This is a genomic window from Streptomonospora halophila (assembly GCF_039542725.1).
GTDB lineage: Bacteria > Actinomycetota > Actinomycetes > Streptosporangiales > Streptosporangiaceae > Streptomonospora > Streptomonospora halophila.
This window is the reverse complement of record NZ_BAABIK010000056.1, coordinates 1-16008: the sequence shown is the minus strand read 5'-3', so window position 1 is coordinate 16008 and position 16008 is coordinate 1. Positions and strand designations below refer to the sequence as shown.

The 16008-nt window shown below is 73.5% G+C and carries 14 protein-coding genes; 9 read left to right on the top strand and 5 right to left on the bottom strand.

Features of this window, described 5'->3' with window-relative positions:
- Window positions 1-93 precede the first annotated feature (93 nt).
- The 3 genes from ABEA15_RS25030 to ABEA15_RS25020 all read right to left on the bottom strand — a co-directional run bounded on the left by ABEA15_RS25030 (window position 94) and on the right by ABEA15_RS25020 (window position 2226).
- Window positions 94-930, bottom strand: a complete 837-nt coding sequence (locus tag ABEA15_RS25030) for a mechanosensitive ion channel family protein (protein WP_345559487.1) — start codon at window positions 928-930, stop codon at window positions 94-96.
- A gap of 269 nt (window positions 931-1199) precedes the next feature.
- Window positions 1200-1823, bottom strand: coding sequence for a TetR/AcrR family transcriptional regulator (locus ABEA15_RS25025; RefSeq protein ID WP_345559486.1), 624 nt, complete (start codon window positions 1821-1823; stop codon window positions 1200-1202).
- Between the two features lie 202 nt (window positions 1824-2025).
- Complete coding sequence (locus ABEA15_RS25020; RefSeq protein WP_345559485.1) at window positions 2026-2226, bottom strand: hypothetical protein; 201 nt, start codon at window positions 2224-2226, stop codon at window positions 2026-2028.
- 234 nt (window positions 2227-2460) lie between these two features.
- Between ABEA15_RS25020 and ABEA15_RS25015 the strand changes: the two genes are divergently transcribed.
- The 4 genes from ABEA15_RS25015 to ABEA15_RS25000 all read left to right on the top strand — a co-directional run bounded on the left by ABEA15_RS25015 (window position 2461) and on the right by ABEA15_RS25000 (window position 5763).
- The gene (locus ABEA15_RS25015) at window positions 2461-3444 is read left to right on the top strand and encodes an alpha/beta fold hydrolase (RefSeq protein WP_344142401.1); all 984 of its coding nucleotides are present in this window, start codon (window positions 2461-2463) and stop codon (window positions 3442-3444) included.
- 155 nt (window positions 3445-3599) lie between these two features.
- Entirely contained in the window at window positions 3600-4760 is a 1161-nt protein-coding gene (gene moeZ / locus ABEA15_RS25010) for an adenylyltransferase/sulfurtransferase MoeZ (RefSeq protein ID WP_344142399.1), read from the top strand.
- A 177-nt stretch (window positions 4761-4937) separates the two neighbouring features.
- Entirely contained in the window at window positions 4938-5318 is a 381-nt protein-coding gene (locus tag ABEA15_RS25005; RefSeq protein ID WP_345559483.1) for an SPW repeat domain-containing protein, read from the top strand.
- Window positions 5319-5412: 94 nt separating this feature from the next.
- Complete coding sequence (locus ABEA15_RS25000) at window positions 5413-5763, top strand: MGMT family protein (protein ID WP_345559481.1); 351 nt, start codon at window positions 5413-5415, stop codon at window positions 5761-5763.
- A 142-nt stretch (window positions 5764-5905) separates the two neighbouring features.
- On the opposite strand, the gene ABEA15_RS24995 is transcribed toward ABEA15_RS25000, so the two are convergent.
- Window positions 5906-6871, bottom strand: coding sequence for an arginase family protein (locus ABEA15_RS24995; RefSeq protein ID WP_345559479.1), 966 nt, complete (start codon window positions 6869-6871; stop codon window positions 5906-5908).
- A gap of 730 nt (window positions 6872-7601) precedes the next feature.
- Here ABEA15_RS24995 and rsmA point away from each other — a divergent pair.
- Window positions 7602-8588 carry a 16S rRNA (adenine(1518)-N(6)/adenine(1519)-N(6))-dimethyltransferase RsmA gene (rsmA, locus tag ABEA15_RS24990; RefSeq protein ID WP_345559477.1) on the top strand — a complete coding sequence of 329 codons (987 nt, stop codon included), beginning with the start codon at window positions 7602-7604 and terminating at the stop codon, window positions 8586-8588.
- Between the two features lie 31 nt (window positions 8589-8619).
- On the opposite strand, the gene ABEA15_RS24985 is transcribed toward rsmA, so the two are convergent.
- Window positions 8620-10668, bottom strand: a complete 2049-nt coding sequence (locus tag ABEA15_RS24985; RefSeq protein WP_345559475.1) for a serine/threonine-protein kinase — start codon at window positions 10666-10668, stop codon at window positions 8620-8622.
- 237 nt (window positions 10669-10905) lie between these two features.
- On the opposite strand from ABEA15_RS24985, the gene ABEA15_RS24980 reads away from it, so the two are divergent.
- The 4 genes from ABEA15_RS24980 (at window position 10906) to ABEA15_RS24965 (ending at window position 15759) form a co-directional block, all read left to right on the top strand.
- On the top strand, window positions 10906-11841 hold the full coding sequence (locus tag ABEA15_RS24980; protein WP_345559473.1) for a 4-(cytidine 5'-diphospho)-2-C-methyl-D-erythritol kinase: 936 nt from the start codon (window positions 10906-10908) through the stop codon (window positions 11839-11841).
- Window positions 11842-12039: 198 nt separating this feature from the next.
- Window positions 12040-12735 carry a transketolase gene (locus tag ABEA15_RS24975; RefSeq protein WP_344142387.1) on the top strand — a complete coding sequence of 232 codons (696 nt, stop codon included), beginning with the start codon at window positions 12040-12042 and terminating at the stop codon, window positions 12733-12735.
- A 50-nt stretch (window positions 12736-12785) separates the two neighbouring features.
- Entirely contained in the window at window positions 12786-13685 is a 900-nt protein-coding gene (locus tag ABEA15_RS24970) for a transketolase family protein (RefSeq protein WP_345559488.1), read from the top strand.
- A 289-nt stretch (window positions 13686-13974) separates the two neighbouring features.
- The gene (locus ABEA15_RS24965; protein ID WP_345559470.1) at window positions 13975-15759 is read left to right on the top strand and encodes an ABC-F family ATP-binding cassette domain-containing protein; all 1785 of its coding nucleotides are present in this window, start codon (window positions 13975-13977) and stop codon (window positions 15757-15759) included.
- The last annotated feature ends 249 nt before the right edge of the window (window positions 15760-16008 follow it).

The window sequence follows — 16008 nt, the reverse complement described above, 5'->3', positions numbered from 1 at the left end:
CGCAAAGGGGGCGGAGCCGATCGATCGGCTCCGCCCCCTTTGCGCGCTTCCGCGGGACCGGATGAGCCGGCGCCGCACGGCGCCGGCCCGGGGTCACTGCTCGGGCGGGGGCGGCTGCTCACCGCCGCGGCGGCCGCTCTGGGCGGGCCCGCCCATGGTCGCCGGGCCGTGAGTGCTGTGCTCGCGCGTGGGCTGCTGCTCCGGCGCGCCCTGACCGGGACCCTGCTGCATGGCGTCGGAGCGTCCTGCCCGGTAGGAGTCCTCGCGCAGCCTCCCGGTCTCCCGCTCGGCGGCGTCCAGCCAGTTGGCCCAGCGCCCCTGCATCGGCCGGATCAGGCCGCCGCCGACGCCCACGACGAGGATTCCGCCGACGGTGGCGAGTACGGCGATCAGCACCGGCTGGGTGACGGTGGTCGCGACGCCGATCTGGTTCAGCGCGGCGATCACACCGAGGCCCATGATGAAGAGCCCGGCGATGTTGGCCAGCAGGCGCCCGTACCCCAGGCCCGCCAGAGCGCTGGAGATGATGTCGCGCGCGGCCTTGGCGATCATGCCGGCCACCACGAGGATGACCAGCGCGACGATCGCGAGCGGAATCCAGGCGACCACCTCGTTCAGCAGCTGCGTGATCGGGTTGTTGGGCCCGAAGACGCTGAACGCGAGCTGCAGCGTGATCAGGAGCAGGACGTAGTAGACGATCCTGCCGCAGAGTTCGCTGGCGCTGTAGCGGCTGCGCTGGAAGTACTCACCCACACCGCTGCGCTCGAGGCCGCGGTCGAGGCCCGCTTTGCCCAGTCCCTTGCCCACGAGCCGGCCCACGATTTTCGAGATGATCCAACCGATGATCAGGATCAGCAGGAATGCGGCCAGCAGTGGGACGAAGGAGGCGACGGCGCTCCAGGCGTCCGTTAACCCCTGCTGGATGTTCATGCGATTTCACCCCCATGGCGCCCCGCCGGTACCCGGGTCGCGCCCCGCGTCCGCCCGGCGAAACCGAGACGACTGTTTCTCACCACCGCGACTACCCGGTAACGGAGACAGCGAATCACCAGAGAGTGACGATCGAACACGTAAAGTAATTGTTTGTGGTTCGCTGACGCGGAGTTGAACAACCGCGCGGGAGCGCGATCGTCGGGAAAAACCGCCGTTGGGAACGCGATGGCGAGGGGCGGCCCGCCGAGGGGGCCCGCGGGATCCGCTCAGCCGCGGGTGAGGTCCCAGCCGCTGATGCCGCGCCAGGCCAGGCGCGCGATGAGCTGCTCGGCCGCCTCCTGCGGGATGCCGCCGTAGTTGCTCAGCCAGTACCGGGCGCTGGTTTCGGCCATACCGACCAGCCCGATGCTGAGCAGGTGCGCCTCCTCGTCGGAGATGCTGGTGTCCTGGCGGATGACGTCGCTGATCAGCTCGGCGCAGCGCTGGAGGGTCTGCTCGGTCTTCTCGCGCACCGCGGCGACGTTGCGCAGGTCGGACTCGAAGACCAGCCGGAACGCCTCGCCCTCGCCGGCGACGAAGTCGAAGTAGGCCTGGAAGCTGGCGGTGACCCGCTGGCGGTTGTCGTCGGTGCTCTCCAGCGCCTCGCGCTGCTTCTCGACCAGTGCCTCGGAGTGCTGCTCCAGCAGCGCCAGATAGAGCTCCAGCTTGCCGGGGAAGTGCTGGTAGAGGACGGGTTTGCTGACTCCGGCGCGCTCGGCGATCTCGTCCATGGCCGCGGCGTGGTAGCCGTGGGCGACGAAGACCTCCTGGGCGGCGGCCAGCAACTGGCGGCGGCGGGCCATGCGGGGCAGGCGGGTCCCCCGCGGGCGGGCGTCTGAAGGAGCTGTCACGGCGACACCCTCCGAACTCCTCGCGGCCTGCAGCCTGCCGCGCTCGACGACCTTGCACTGGAACGCACCATCGGATCCGGTTGCACGTCCTCGACCCGGCGTACCGCCCCTATCTTACTCGCACGTAGCTTGGCCGCCGCCAGCGGCCGGGAGCCCGGGTGGCCGACGCCCCGCAGCCGCGGCCGCGGCGGCGGTCCCCGAGCTAGCGATACTCGTCCTCGTCGAGGTCGATCTCGCGCAGCTGCTCGACGGCGTCGGCCTCGGACACCTCGTCCTCGGCGTCCAGCCGCCCGCGGCGCGTCCAGTCGGCCCCTTCGGGAGCCAGCTCGGCGCGCTGCTCGTCGAAGTCGGCTTCGCCGGTCTCGACCGGGCGGTCGGTGTCGTCGTCCTGAGGCTGAGCCACTGCATCCCCCTGCATGGTCGGCTGGTGCCCACGGTACTGGGTCGACGGCCCCGGCCGCGGGCGCCGAACGGAAACCCGTCCGGAGCGGCCGCCGTCCCGGTCCCGCTACCCGCTCTTGCGCGCCTAAGCGCGCTTTGTGGAGCATGGAAGGCGCGCCGAGCGTTCGGTCCCCGGCCGCGCCCCGGCGCACCCGTGCACCAGCGCCAACCGCAGCCGGCCCCCGGGAGGACGCACATGGCAGAGCCCATCGACCCCTGGCCGGGCGGGCCCGTAGGCATCGGCGACGGCCGCGAGGTCTTCGTCCGCACCGACGCCGCCGCGCACGGCGGCGAGCGCGGCCGCGCCGTCTACGTCCACGGGCTCGGCGGCTCCTCAAGCAACTGGACCGACCTGATGGGCGTCCTGAGCTCCGAATGGGCCGGCGAGGCGCCCGACCTGCCCGGCTTCGGCGGGTCCCCGCCGCCGCCCGACGGCGACTACAGCATCGACGCCCACGCCGGCGCCGTGGCCCGCCTGATCGGCGCCGGCCGGCACCCGGTCCACCTGATCGGCAACTCCATGGGCGCCGCCGTGGCGGTGCGCCTGGCCGCCGAGCGCCCCGACCTGGTGCGTTCGCTCACCCTCGTCTCCCCGGCGCTGCCCGACCTGCGCCCGCGGCTGATCCCCTACCAGATGGCCGCCTCCCTGTTTCCGGTGCTGGGCCCGGCCGTCTACGCGATGATGCAGCGGCGCCCGCCCGAGGTGCGCGTGCAGGACATGCTCGCCACCACCTACTTCGACCCTTCCTCCGCGCCGACCCGGCGGGTCCTGGAGGCGCTTGAGGCCGAGCGCGAACGCGACGCACAGGAGCACGCCGCGACGGCGGTGCTGCGCTCGCTGCGCGGCATGGTCGCGGAGTACGTGCGGCGCGGGCACCGCTCGCTGTGGGCGCAGGCCGCGCGCGTGCGCTGCCCCGTGCTGCTCGTCTACGCCACCGGCGACAGGTTCGTGGACCCGCGCATGGCCGCCCGCGCAGCGCACGCGTTCCGCCGCAGCCGGCTGGTGCTGATGCCCGAGACCGGCCACGTGCCGATGATGGAGTGCCCCGAGCGGGTGGGGCGCGAGGTGCGCGCGTTCCTGCGCGCCGTCGACGGCGGTTCCGCGGAGCGCTCGGGTCCGGCGCGCACCGGTGCGCGCGGCTCCGCGGGCGCTTCGGAGGCAGGCCCCGACGAGGAGTGACTCACGCGGCTCGAACGCTCGGGTCGCGGCGGGAATGCGCAGCCCCACCCCGTAGGTTGGCTATGAATGCAAGCTCGTCACGTGCCCGTACGCCCCCGCGTCCACCGGCGACGCCCCGGGGACGTGACACCGATGAGGAATGCTGAGGAGCTGCTGTGTCGCTGCCGCCGCTGGTCGAACCGGCCGACGAGCTCACCGTCGACGAGGTTCGCCGCTACTCCCGCCACCTGATCATCCCCGATGTGGGCATGGACGGCCAGAAGCGCCTGAAGAACGCCAAGGTGCTGGTGGTGGGCGCCGGAGGGCTCGGCTCGCCCGCGCTGCTGTACCTGGCCGCCGCCGGCGTCGGCACGCTGGGCATCATCGACTTCGACGAGGTCGACGAGTCCAACCTCCAGCGCCAGGTCATCCACGGACAGAGCGACATCGGCAAGCCCAAGGCCGAGTCCGCCCGTGAAAGCATCGAGGAGATCAACCCCTACGTCACGGTCAACCTCCACAAGGAGCACCTCGACTCCGACAACGCGCTGGAGATCTTCCGGGGCTACGACCTCGTCCTCGACGGTACCGACAACTTCGCGACGCGGTACCTGGTCAACGACGCCTGCGTGCTGCTGAACAAGCCCTACGTGTGGGGCTCGATCTTCCGCTTCGACGGCCAGGTCAGCGTCTTCTGGAACGAGTACGGCCCCCAGTACCGCGACCTCTACCCCGAGCCCCCGCCGCCCGGGATGGTGCCCTCCTGCGCCGAGGGCGGCGTGCTCGGCGTCCTGTGCGCCTCGATCGGCTCGATCATGGTCAACGAGGCCATCAAGGTGATCACCGGGATCGGCGACCCGCTGGTCGGCCGCCTGATGATCTACGACGCCCTGGAGATGACCTGGAAGACGGTCAAGGTCCGCAAGGACCCCGAGGGCGAGCCGGTCACCGAGCTGATCGACTACGAGGCGTTCTGCGGTGCCGTGTCCGGCGAGGCCGAGGAGGCCGCCCAGGGCTCGACCATCACCGCTGGCGAGCTCAAGGACATGATGGACAACGGCGAGGACTTCTACCTCGTCGACGTCCGCGAGAAGAACGAGTACGAGATCGTCAGCATCCCCGGCGCCGTGCTCATCCCCAAGGGCGAGTTCCTCAACGGCGAGGCGTTCGGCAAGCTGCCGCAGGACAAGCGCGTCGTGCTGCACTGCAAGTCGGGCGGGCGCTCGGCCGAGGCGCTGGCCGCCCTCAAGGGGGCCGGCTTCAGCGACGCCGTCCACGTCGGCGGCGGGGTGCTCTCCTGGATCAACCAGGTCGACCCCAGCCTGCCCACCTACTAGGCGGCGGGCGGGCACGCGCCCCGCGGGGCCCGCCCCCGCCGCATCCGGGCCGCCGCGGCGACTGCGCCGCGGCGGCCCGCGGCGTCCGGTGCCGCGGGCGGGCAGTCCGTTGGCTCGCCCGCCCTGTGGGTAGGTATGCCCCCGGCGACGGAACCCGACGCTCGGAGGTGGGTCCACATGCGCGGCACCCGAAGGTTGGCGGACTGGGCGGCCCTGGTCGCGGGCTGCGTCGTGGTCGTCAGCTACGCCTGGCACGGGATGCTGGGCCTCGCCATGGCCACGCTGTTCCTGGTCGGCATCCTCATGGTGTTCCTGGCCTGTCTGTCGGTCATCCACCCCGAGCTGTTCGTCACCGAGATCGCGCTGGCCGTGACCGGGCTGTTCCTGATCACCACGCCGTGGCTGCTCTCCTTCACCGGCAACGCACCCGCTTCCTGGACCGCCTGGGTCTGCGGCGGGATCGCCGTGGTCGTCGGAGTGGTCACCCTGCCCGACGCCACGGCCATGTACCGCCGCATCGTCCCGCCGCAGCCTGCGAGCCGGCGGCCGACGAGCTGAGCGGCCCGACCGGTCGGCCCCGCCGCCGTCCGGGCCCCGACCCCCGGAGGGGCGGCGGCTCGGCCCGGTGCCCGGCCGCTACTACGATCGGCCCATGCCGCACGCCTTCAGCCGCCCCACCGAGTACGTGGACCGGGTGCTCGACGTCGTCGAGGCGATACCGCCCGGCAACGTGATGAGCTACGGCGACATCGCCGAGTACCTGGGCGAGGGCGGTCCCCGCCAGGTCGGCGCGGTGATGTCGGCGTGGGGCGGCGGCGTGTGCTGGTGGCGGGTCGTCCGCGCCGACGGCTCCCCTCCGCAGGGCCACGAGGTCGAGGCCCTGTCCCACTACGCCGCGGAGGCGACCCCCACGCGTCCCGGCGGCGACCGCGTCGACATGTCCCGGGCCCGCTGGGACGGCGGCGCGCCGCCCCGGCACACGGGCCGGCCCGAAGGCCTGTAGGCCGGCCCCCGACCCGCCGCCAACCCGTGCCGGTGTTCCACCGCCGCACCCGTGCCCGCTCCGCTCCGGAGCCGGAGAACGGCGCCGGACGACCGGAATCCTCCGCCGCACGTCCGCAGAAGGCGCGGCCGGGTCCTGCGTGCTACGCGGAGGGCGGTGTCTCAGCACTCTGCGCGAAGGCGGATACGAGCAGCTCCGCCAGCCTGCGGCCGCAGTTCAGCTGCGGATCGAGGTCGGGGTCGTAGATCGTCACATCGAGCCCGGCCAACCGGGGGTGGGCCAGCACCGGGGCGAGCGCAGCGGCGAGATCCTCGAACGAGAGCCCCTCAGGTTCGGGACTGTCGACGGCGGGCATCTGGCCCGGGTCGATGACGTCGGCGTCGACATGGACCCAGAACCCGTCGAGCTCGGGGCGGGTGACCACATCCAGCGCCTCGCGCGCCGCTCCTTGCGGATCCCGCGCAGTCATCCGGCTGTCGATGACGCGTATCCCGTTGCGGACCGCGTCGGCGGAGTACTCGTCGTCCGGGCGCGGGCCGAGGGAAACCACGTCCTCGGCCTGGAGGTAGGCACGCCGGCCCTCCAAATCCGCGAGTGATCCGCCCAGCCCGGTCACGAGGGCCAGGCTTTCGCCGCCGGCGGATCCCACGGCATCGCTGTTTCCCGGGTGCCGATAGTCCAAGCCGTCGAAGGACACAAGCCCGAACCGGCCGCGGCGACGCAACGCCAGCCCTACACCCACGAGGATGCTGCAATCGCCGCCCAGTACCACGGCTGTGTGCTGGTGAGCGGCGATCTCCCCCAACCGGTGGGCGAGACGCAGCGAGAGGTCGGCGATCGCCGCCTCGTTGCGCAGTGCGCCGGGAGTGCGAGCGGTCTCGTAGGGGGCGGGAACGACCGCTCCCGCGTCCTCGGCGCGGAGGTCGCGGACAAGCCCGGTGCCGCGGAGTACGCCCGGTGCCTTGTAGCTTCCTGAGATCCCGCCGTTCGCGGTCGGCCGCAAACCGAGACTCGACGGCGCGTCGAGGACGGTCAGCCGGCGGGCTCGATCGGCGGCGGGGGGCGTCGCACCCGCCTGCGGCTCCACACGCTTGTCCGTGTTCGTCATCAAGGGTCCTTTCCGGTGGTTTCCTGTCGATGGTTCACTGAGGATCGCGGAGCGCCGCCCGACGGAGCCGCCCTCGCCGCCGACCCCGGGCCGGGTGCAACCCGTCGGTCTCCGTTCCACGGGTGCACCGCTGAGGCTGCTCGGCCGGCGGCGTGCGCCGAACGACGCGTGCCACCCGTCGCCGATCGTGCCCGGTCGTCCCCTCTGAGGGCCGCGTGTGCCGATGACGAGCCGACGACGAGCTGATCCTGGGCGGCTCCGAGACACAGGTTCGCAGCGCGGGCGCACGAACCCGGGCCCACCGCCAGGAGGGTCCGTCGCTCGGCATCGGCGCGGAGTCCCAGGCCGAGAGTGCGGCGAATCCGGGCTCGGGCTGAGGTGCCGAAACCGATCCCGGGCTACGGAAAACGGGCGCCGCGTGATCGCTCATCGTGCCATCCCCGGCGTTCCCAGGGAAGCCGTGCCCCTGGTCCCCCTGCTGCCTCGACGGCGGCGGCCGCTCCAGCGCTTCAGGCCCGACCGGAGCGGGAGCGAGGACACCGAGGAAGGCGGCCGACGCCGGTCCCCACGTGAGGGGCGGCCGGTGACGCCCTGGACCGCGCGAGTCCGCCGGCGGCACGCAGCCGGGAGCGGCAGAGCGCGCCCGGCGGGCGGCACGCGACGTCCCGCCGGGCGCTCGGCTCGCCGCCTCGCGCGCGTCGAGGAGCGTGTGTGCTGGCACAATGTTGCGGTGAACGAATCCGACTCCTCCGGCGGCGCGCGGCTGCTCACACCGGCCGACGTGCGGCGGCTGGCCGAGCGTACGGGCGTTCGGCCGACCAAGACGCTCGGGCAGAACTTCGTGATCGACGCCGGGACCGTGCGGCGGATCGTGCGTACCGCCGGGGTCGGAGCCGAGGACACGGTGCTGGAGGTCGGTCCCGGACTCGGGTCGCTGACGCTCGCGCTGCTGCCGCACGTCCGCGCGGTGACCGCAGTCGAGATCGACCCCCGTTTGGCCGATGAGCTGCCGCGGACCGCGGCCGGGTTCGCCCCCGCCCACGCCGACCGGCTGCGGGTGCTCACCGCCGACGCGATGCGCGTTGCGGAGATCCCCGGCCCGGCCCCGACGGCGCTGGTGGCCAACCTGCCCTACAACGTCGCCGTTCCGGTGCTGCTGCACCTGCTGGAACTGCTGCCGAGCCTGCGCCGAGCACTGGTCATGGTGCAGGCCGAGGTCGCCGACCGGCTCGCCGCGGGGCCGGGCAGCCGGACCTACGGGTCGCCCTCGGCCAAGGCCGCCTGGTACGCCGAGGTGCGCCGGGCGGGGTCCGTCGGGCGGGGCGTGTTCTGGCCTGTCCCCAACGTCGACTCCGGGCTCGTGGCGCTGACCCGCAGGAGCGCGCCTCCCGGCGCCGACGGCTGCGAGGGCGGCGAGGCTTCGGCGCCGGACCGCCGCGCGGTCTTCGCCGTCGTCGACGCCGCGTTCGCCCAGCGGCGCAAGACCCTGCGCGCCGCCCTGGCCGGATGGGCGGGCTCGGCGCCGGCCGCCGAGCGGGTGCTGCGGGCCGCCGGCGTCGACCCGCGCGCCCGCGGCGAGTCGCTGGACATCGCCGCCTTCACCAGGATCGCCGCCTGCGCAGGCCATGCGGAGGAGCCCGAGGACGGCACCGGCGGACCGGCGGACGGCGGCGGCGCGGACGGCTCGCGGCGGCGGTCGTCCGGCAGGAGAGCCTGAGCCCGCCTGCCACTCTCGGCGCCCGGGCCGGTCAGCCCGCCTTGGTGACGGCGGCGACGTCGACGACGGCGGGCGAGCCGCCGTCGCCGCTGCTCAGATGCAGGGCGCCGGAGTCGACCTCCGACTCGTCCAGTACGAGGAACACCAGCTTGCCCTCGGCCTCGGCGCCCGCGGGGATCGACTGCCACAGCGGGGCCTGGCTCTCGCTGATCGACGGCTCCGACGCCGATAGGAACTCCTGCTCGCCCTTTGCCAGCCGCTGCTGGTCGTGCTCCAGCGTGATGCGCTCGGAACCGGTGTTCTGCACGTTCAGCGCGAAGACGCAGTAGGTGCCGCGGTGGACGGTGGACCTGCCGTCGATGCGCGGTGAGCACTCGTACTCGCGGACCTTGAAGACCATGCGGCTGTCGCTGGCGGTGTTGGCCGCCGAGGTCTCGTCGGACTGCTGACCCTCGGCGCCGGGAGCCGCACCGGCGTCGTCGTCGCCGGAGCCGCCGCTGTTGGACTGGTTGCCGCCTTCCTCGGAACCCGCGGCCGAGCCGGGCCAGATCAGGTTCTGCATGCCCAGCAGGGTGAGTGTGGTGAACAGCAGCAGCACGAGGATCGCGGCGGCGATCGCGGTGAGGGCAACCCACCGCTTGCGGCTGCCCGGCTGCATGGGCCGGTGTGGCGGCAGCGAGGCGGGCGGGACGTAGGGCTGGGCGTGCGGGCGCGAGCCCTGGCCCTGATCGGGGCCGGGCGGCACCTGCGGGATCGGGCCGGTCTGGTTCGGCGACATCGCGGGGAACTGGCCGGTCTGCCGGCCCTGCTGGCTCTGGGGGCCGGGTCCCTGCGGTCCGCCGCCCTGGCCCGGAGGCTGCGGTCCGGGTCCCTGGGGCTGGCCCTGCGGTGCCTGCGGCGGGCCTTGCGGCGCCTGCGGCGCCGGAGCTCCCGGGGCCGCCTGGGCCTGGGCACCCTGCGGCCCCATGCCCGCCGGACGCGGCATGGGCTGGCTGTGGTGGCCCGGCTGTGCGGGCATCGGCGCGGGCTGCGGCGGGCCCGGGTAGGGCTGACCGGGGGGAGCGCCCGGGGGCGGACCGTGAGGGGCCGGCGGCGGGTGCGGCATGCCGGTGGCGGTCTGGTGCGGGTTGGGCGGCGGGCCGGGCTGCGGCATCGGCGCCATCGGCGGCAGGTTGGGCCGCCACGAGTTGTGCAGCGCGTGGCTGACCATCTCGTTGGCGTCACCGCCGCCGCTGGAGGCCTCACCCTCGCCGCCGGTCAGCTCCAGCAGCAGGTCCTGGGCCTTGGGGCGGCGCTCGGGCTCCTTGGCCAGCGCCTGGGCGACCAGCCGGTCCAGCGGGCTGTCGAGGTCGCCGATCTGCGGCTCGGCGAACAGCACGCGCTTGCCCAGCGTCATGGCGTCGCCGTTGCCGAACGGGTGCACGCCGCTGCCGGCGAACGCGACCAGGCACCCCCACGCGAAGATGTCGGCGGAGGTGGTGACCTTCTCCTCCAGCAGCTGCTCGGGCGCCATCCACCCGGGGCTGCCCATGACGATGCCGGTCTGGGTGTGGTTGGTGGCCGTGTTCATGGCCCGCGCGATGCCGAAGTCGATCACGCGCGGCCCCGACAGCGACAGCAGCACGTTGGCCGGCTTGAGGTCGCGGTGCACCAGCCCGGTGCGGTGGATGGCCGCCAGCGCCGCCGCCACGCCCAGCGCGAAGCCGTGCAGGGTGCTGGAGTCCAGCGCGCCGTGCTCGGAGATGTGCTCGGCCAGCGCGGTGCCGGCGATGTACTCGGTCACCATGTAGGGGCGGCCCTCGAAGGTGCCGTGGTCGAGGACCTTGGCCGTGCAGAACGAGGCGACCCTGCGGGCGTTCTCCATCTCGTCGCGGAAGCGCGCGCGCGTGGGCTCGTCGAAGGCGAGCTCGGGCCGGATCACCTTGATCGCGACTTGGGCGCCCTTCTCAGGGGTGCGGCCGAGGTAGACCGTCCCCATTCCTCCGCTGCCCAGGCGACCGGCCAGCACATAGGGACCGATGGTCGCCGGATCTCCGGCAGCCAACGGTTCCAAATTCTTCGGGAGCCCATCCGACGGCAAGCGACCCTCCCCGACGGTGTCCAAACTCCGCCTGGCCCCAAGGTAGCGGTGATCGGGTCCGGATACCCACCCGGGCAGGCCACGGCGCCCGCATGCGGACAGCCGTGACCCCGGGGCGGGCGTGTGACCGCCGAAGAGCCGCCCACCGCCGTCAGCCGACCGCAGGACCCGCGCAGGCGCCCGGGTTCGCGGAAGGGGGATTCACGGGGGTGGGTGTTCCTTTACGATCTAGGACTCGTGACCACTACGACCGCCGTGACCGTTCGGGTCCCCGCGAAGGTGAACCTCCAGCTGGCGGTGGGGCCGGTGCGCGAAGATGGATACCACGATCTGGTCAATGTCTTCCACGCAGTAGCGCTGTTCGACGAGGTTACCGTCACCGGTGCCCGAACGCGCGCAACCGGGGGTGCTGCGGGACTTTCGGCGGAGGACGCCGGCGGCGGTCCGGCCTCCCACGTGGACCGCGTTCCGCTGGACGCGTCGAACCTGGCCTGGCGCGCCGCCGACCTCCTCGCGCGCGAGAGTAGCGCGCGGGAGCCGGTTCACCTGCACCTGCGCAAGGCCATCCCGGTCGCCGGCGGGATGGCGGGCGGCAGCGCCGACGCCGCCGCCGCGCTGGTGGCCTGCAACGCCTTCTGGGGCATCGGGCTGGGCCGCGAGCGGCTCCTGAACCTGGCCGCCCGGCTGGGCAGCGACGTCGCGTTCCCGCTCGTCGGCGGCACCGCCGTGGGGACCGGGCGCGGCGAGGTCCTCGCGCCCGCGCGCTGCGCCGGGCGGCTGCACTGGGTCTTCGCGCTCTCGGAGGGCGGGCTGTCCACTCCCGAGGTGTTCGGCGCCTACGACCGCCTGCGCCCCGGCGCTCCGGCGCCCCGGGGCGACCCGGCGCTGATGGCTGCCCTGGCCGAGGGCGACGCGCGGGCGGTCGGCGCCGCGCTCAGCAACGACCTGCAGCCCGCCGCGCTCGCGCTGCGTCCTGCGCTGGCCGAGACCCTGGAGGCCGGCAGGGCGGCGGGGGCGCTCGGGGCGTTCGTGTCGGGTTCCGGCCCGACATGCGCGTTCCTGGCCGAGTCCGCCGAGCACGCCGACCGGATCGCCGATGCGGTGCGGACCGCACCGGACTGCGCGCACGCCGTCACCGCCCACGGGGACGTGCCCGGGGCGACCGTGGTCTGAGCGGGCCGGGCCGGCCGGGCCGGCCGGGCCGTGTGCGGTCGGGTGCGGTCGGCGGTGGGTCGGGGCTTTTCGCTCGGGAGCCCGCGCGCTCGTTGGCCCCATCCGGGTAGGGGAGTGGCCCACCTCACCTCCGGCGGAGTGTGCGGCGGGTTCCGCGGGTCTTGACCTCAACTTTGGTTGAAGTCTGAGACTGGCGCCATGACTACCGCACCACCGCTCACCAGATACGCCGATCTGCCCGCACTGATCGGGCTCATGACCGGCGACGAGAAGCACCAGCTCGCGGCCGAGTCCACCCGCGAAGTGCTGTGGGTTCTCTACGACCGCGTGCTCGACGTCTCGCCCGAGACCGCGGACGACCCCGACCGCGACCGGTTCCTGCTGTCCAAGGGGCACGGCCCCATGCCCTACTACGCGGTGCTCGCCGCCAAGGGCTTCCTCGACCTGGCCACCCTGCGCCGCTGGGCCGACTTCGACTCGCCCCTGGGCCACCACCCCGACCGCGTCCTGGTCCCCGGAGCCGAGATCAGCAGCGGTTCGCTCGGCCACGGGCTCGGCCTGGGCGTGGGCACGGCACTGGGGCTGCGCGCCCAGGGGCGAACCCGGCCGCGCGTGTTCGTGCTCATGGGCGACGGCGAGCTGGACGAGGGCAGCAACCACGAGGCGATCGCCGCCGCGGGGCGCCTCGGGCTGGACAACCTCACGGCCGTCGTCGTCGACAACGCATCGGCCACCCACGGCTGGCCCGGCGGGATCGAGACGCGCTTCTCCGGCGAGGGCTGGCAGACGCGCTCCGCGCCCGGCCGGGACCAGGCCGCCCTGTACGACGCCCTCACCGCCCCGCACAGCGGCCGGCCGCTCGCCGTTGTCGCCCGCATCCGACCGAAGGGATGAACGCCATGACCGCCGCACCGCCCGAACCCGCAGCCGTCGTCGCGCAGCCGATGCGCGACGCCTTCGCCGACACCGTCTCCGCGGCGCTGGAGACCGACCCGAGGCTGGCCGTCGTGCTCGCCGACATCTCCGCCGACCGCTTCACCGAGGCGGCCCGGCGCCACCCCCAACGCGTCGTCAACCTGGGCATCCGCGAGCAGCTGATGATCGGCGTCGCCGGAGGGCTGGCGCTGACCGGAATGCGCCCCGTCGCCCACACGTTCGCGCCGTTCCTCGTCGAGCGGCCCTTCGAGCAGGTCAAGCTGGACCTGGGTCACCAGGGAGCGGGCGCGGTGCTGGTCAGCTCCGGCGCCTCCTACGACGGCGCGCACTACGGCCGCACCCACATGGCGCCCGGCGACGTCCACCTGCTGGACTCGCTGCCCGGCTGGACCGTGCACGTGCCCGGGCACGCGGCCGAGGTCGCCCCGCTGTTGGAGGAGGCGCTGCGCCGGGACGGCAACGTCTACGTGCGGCTGAGTGAGCGCGGCAACGCCGCCGCCCGGCCGATCGGCCCGGGGCTGCAGACCGTCCGCGCCGGTTCGGGGCGCTCCAGCGGCGTGGTCGTCGCGGTCGGCCCGATGCTGGACCGCGTCCTTGCCGCCACCGAGGGCCTCGATGTCACGGTCGCCTACGCCGCCACCGTGCGCCCGTTCGACCGCGAAGGGCTGAACCGGCTGGTGGCGCGGGCAGGGCAGGCCGACGTGCTCCTGGTCGAGCCGTACCTGGAGGGCACCTCCGCGCACGAGGTCGCCGCGGCGCTGGAGGACCGCCGCCACCGGCAGCGCTCGCTGGGTGTGCGCAGGGACACCGAGGTCCGCGGCTACGGCACCCCGGCCGACCACGACAGGGCGCACGGGCTGGACACCGCGGGGATCGCCGAGCGGGCCCGCGAGTTCTTTCCGGCCTGACGGCCTGGTCTCGGCCGTTGGTTTTGGTGGTTTCCGTTCCTTGTCGTTGGTCCTGGTTCTGGCCCTGGTTCGGGTTCTGGTCGGCCGGTCGGCCGGTCGGCCGTGCGATCGTCTGACCGGGCGGTCGGCCGGTCGTGCGACCGTGCGATCGTGCGACCGCTCACCGGTGGGGGCGGGGTGTCGGGCCCGGTTTCGGTCCGGGGGTTGGCCGGGGGCGGGCCGGGAGCGCGGCGGCGCCTGTGGACCGTGGTCGCAGGCGCCCGCGCAGGCCACCACAATGGATAGCACGATGACGAATCTCGTGAACCTGCAAGACGTGTCCCTGGCTTACGGGCCGCTCGTACTGCTCGACGACGTCTCCCTCGGCATCGACGAGGGAGACCGCATCGGCGTGGTCGGGCGCAACGGCGGCGGCAAGTCCACCCTGGTCTCCGTGCTGTCCGGCCGCACCCCGCCCGACACCGGCCGGGTCGTGCACAGCCGCGGCCTGCGCATCGGGTTCCTGCAGCAGCGCGACACCTTCCCCGAGGCCACGGTCGGCGGGTTCGTCCTGGGCGACCTCGCCGAACACGAGTGGGCCGGCGACGCCCGCGTGCGCGACGTGCTGCGCGGCCTGCTGTCCGGTTGGGACCTCGACGCGCCGATGGCCACGCTCTCCGGCGGTGAGCGTCGCCGCGCCACCCTGGCGCGGCTGCTGATCGACAGCCACGACCTCGTCGTGCTCGACGAGCCCACCAACCACCTGGACATCGAGGCCATCGCGTGGCTGGCCGAGCACCTGCGCGGCCGCCGCGAGGCGCTCACCGTCGTCACCCACGACCGGTGGTTCCTGGACGCCGTCACCAACCGCACCTGGGAGGTCGTCGACGGCCGCGTCGAGCGCTACGAGGGCGGCTACGCCGCCTACGTGCTGGCCAAGGCCGAGCGCGAGCGGCTGGCGGCCGCCGCCGAGGAGCGGCGGCAGAACCTGATGCGCAAGGAGCTGGCCTGGCTGCGCCGCGGCCCGCCCGCCCGAACCTCCAAGCCGAAGTTCCGCATCGACGCCGCCAACGAGCTGATCGCGGGCGAGCCGCCGGTGCGCAACACCGTCGAGCTCGTGCGCTTCGCCAGCACCCGCCTGGGCAAGACGGTCGTCGACACTGAGGCCCTCACCCTCGCCGCCGACGACACCGTCCTGCTGGACCGGCTGACCTGGCAGCTCGGCCCGGGCGACCGCATCGGCCTGGTCGGCGTGAACGGCTCGGGCAAGACCACGCTGCTGCGCGCGCTGGCCGGCGAGCGCGATCCCGACGGCGGACGCGTGCGGCACGGCAAGACCGTCAACCTCGCCCACCTCTCCCAGAGCCTCGTCGAGCTGGCTCCCGACCTGCGGCCGCTGCAGGCGGTCGAGGAGATCCGCCGGCACATCACCATCGGCGGGAGGGAGTTCACCGCCAGCCAGATGCTGGAGCGGTTCGGCTTCCGCGGCGAGCGCCAGTGGACACCCATCGGCGACCTCTCGGGCGGCGAGCGGCGGCGCCTGCAGCTGCTGCGGCTGCTGATGAACGAGCCCAACGTGCTGCTGATGGACGAGCCCACCAACGACCTCGACATCGAGACCCTGACCGAGCTTGAGGACCTGCTCGACGGATGGCCCGGCTCGCTGGTGGTGGTCAGCCACGACCGCTACTTCCTGGAGCGCGTGTCCGATCGCGTGATGGCGCTGCTGGGCGACGGAGACCTGCTGTTCCTTCCCGGCGGCATCGAGGAGTACCTCCAGCGCCGCGCGCGCCAGACCGACGCCACCGCAGCGGTCCCCGGCCGGCGCGCCGAGCCCGGCACCCCGGCGGAGCCCGACTCCGCCCCGGCGCTCTCGGCCGCCGAACGCCGCACCGTGCAGAAGGAGGCGCAGCGCATCGAGCGCCGACTCGACCGCATCGGCACCCGCGAGTCCGAGCTCCACGAGCAGATGGCCCAGGCGGCCGACGACTACGCCCGCTTGGCCGAACTCGACTCCGAGCTGAAGACCCTCCAGGCCGAGAAGGAGGAGCTGGAGGAACAGTGGCTCGCGGAGGCTGAGAAGCTGAGCGATTGATGCGGCGGCCGCGCAGCTTGCGGCGAATGCGTCGCATGCGGCGCCCCTGAACGCCTGCGGTCACCGGTGCTGGTCCCCGGTGGTCGGTGGCCGCGCGGTCGCGACGTGGGTGGCGGTTGTGACGGGGCGGCGAGGGTGGCGAGGGTGATAGGCGGCGGGTGGTTGGGCCCGCGGGGATCGGTTCGGGTGCCCGCCGGTGGCGGTTGCGGCGGGGCGGCGAGGGCGGCGGGTGGTCGAGCCCCGCGGTGA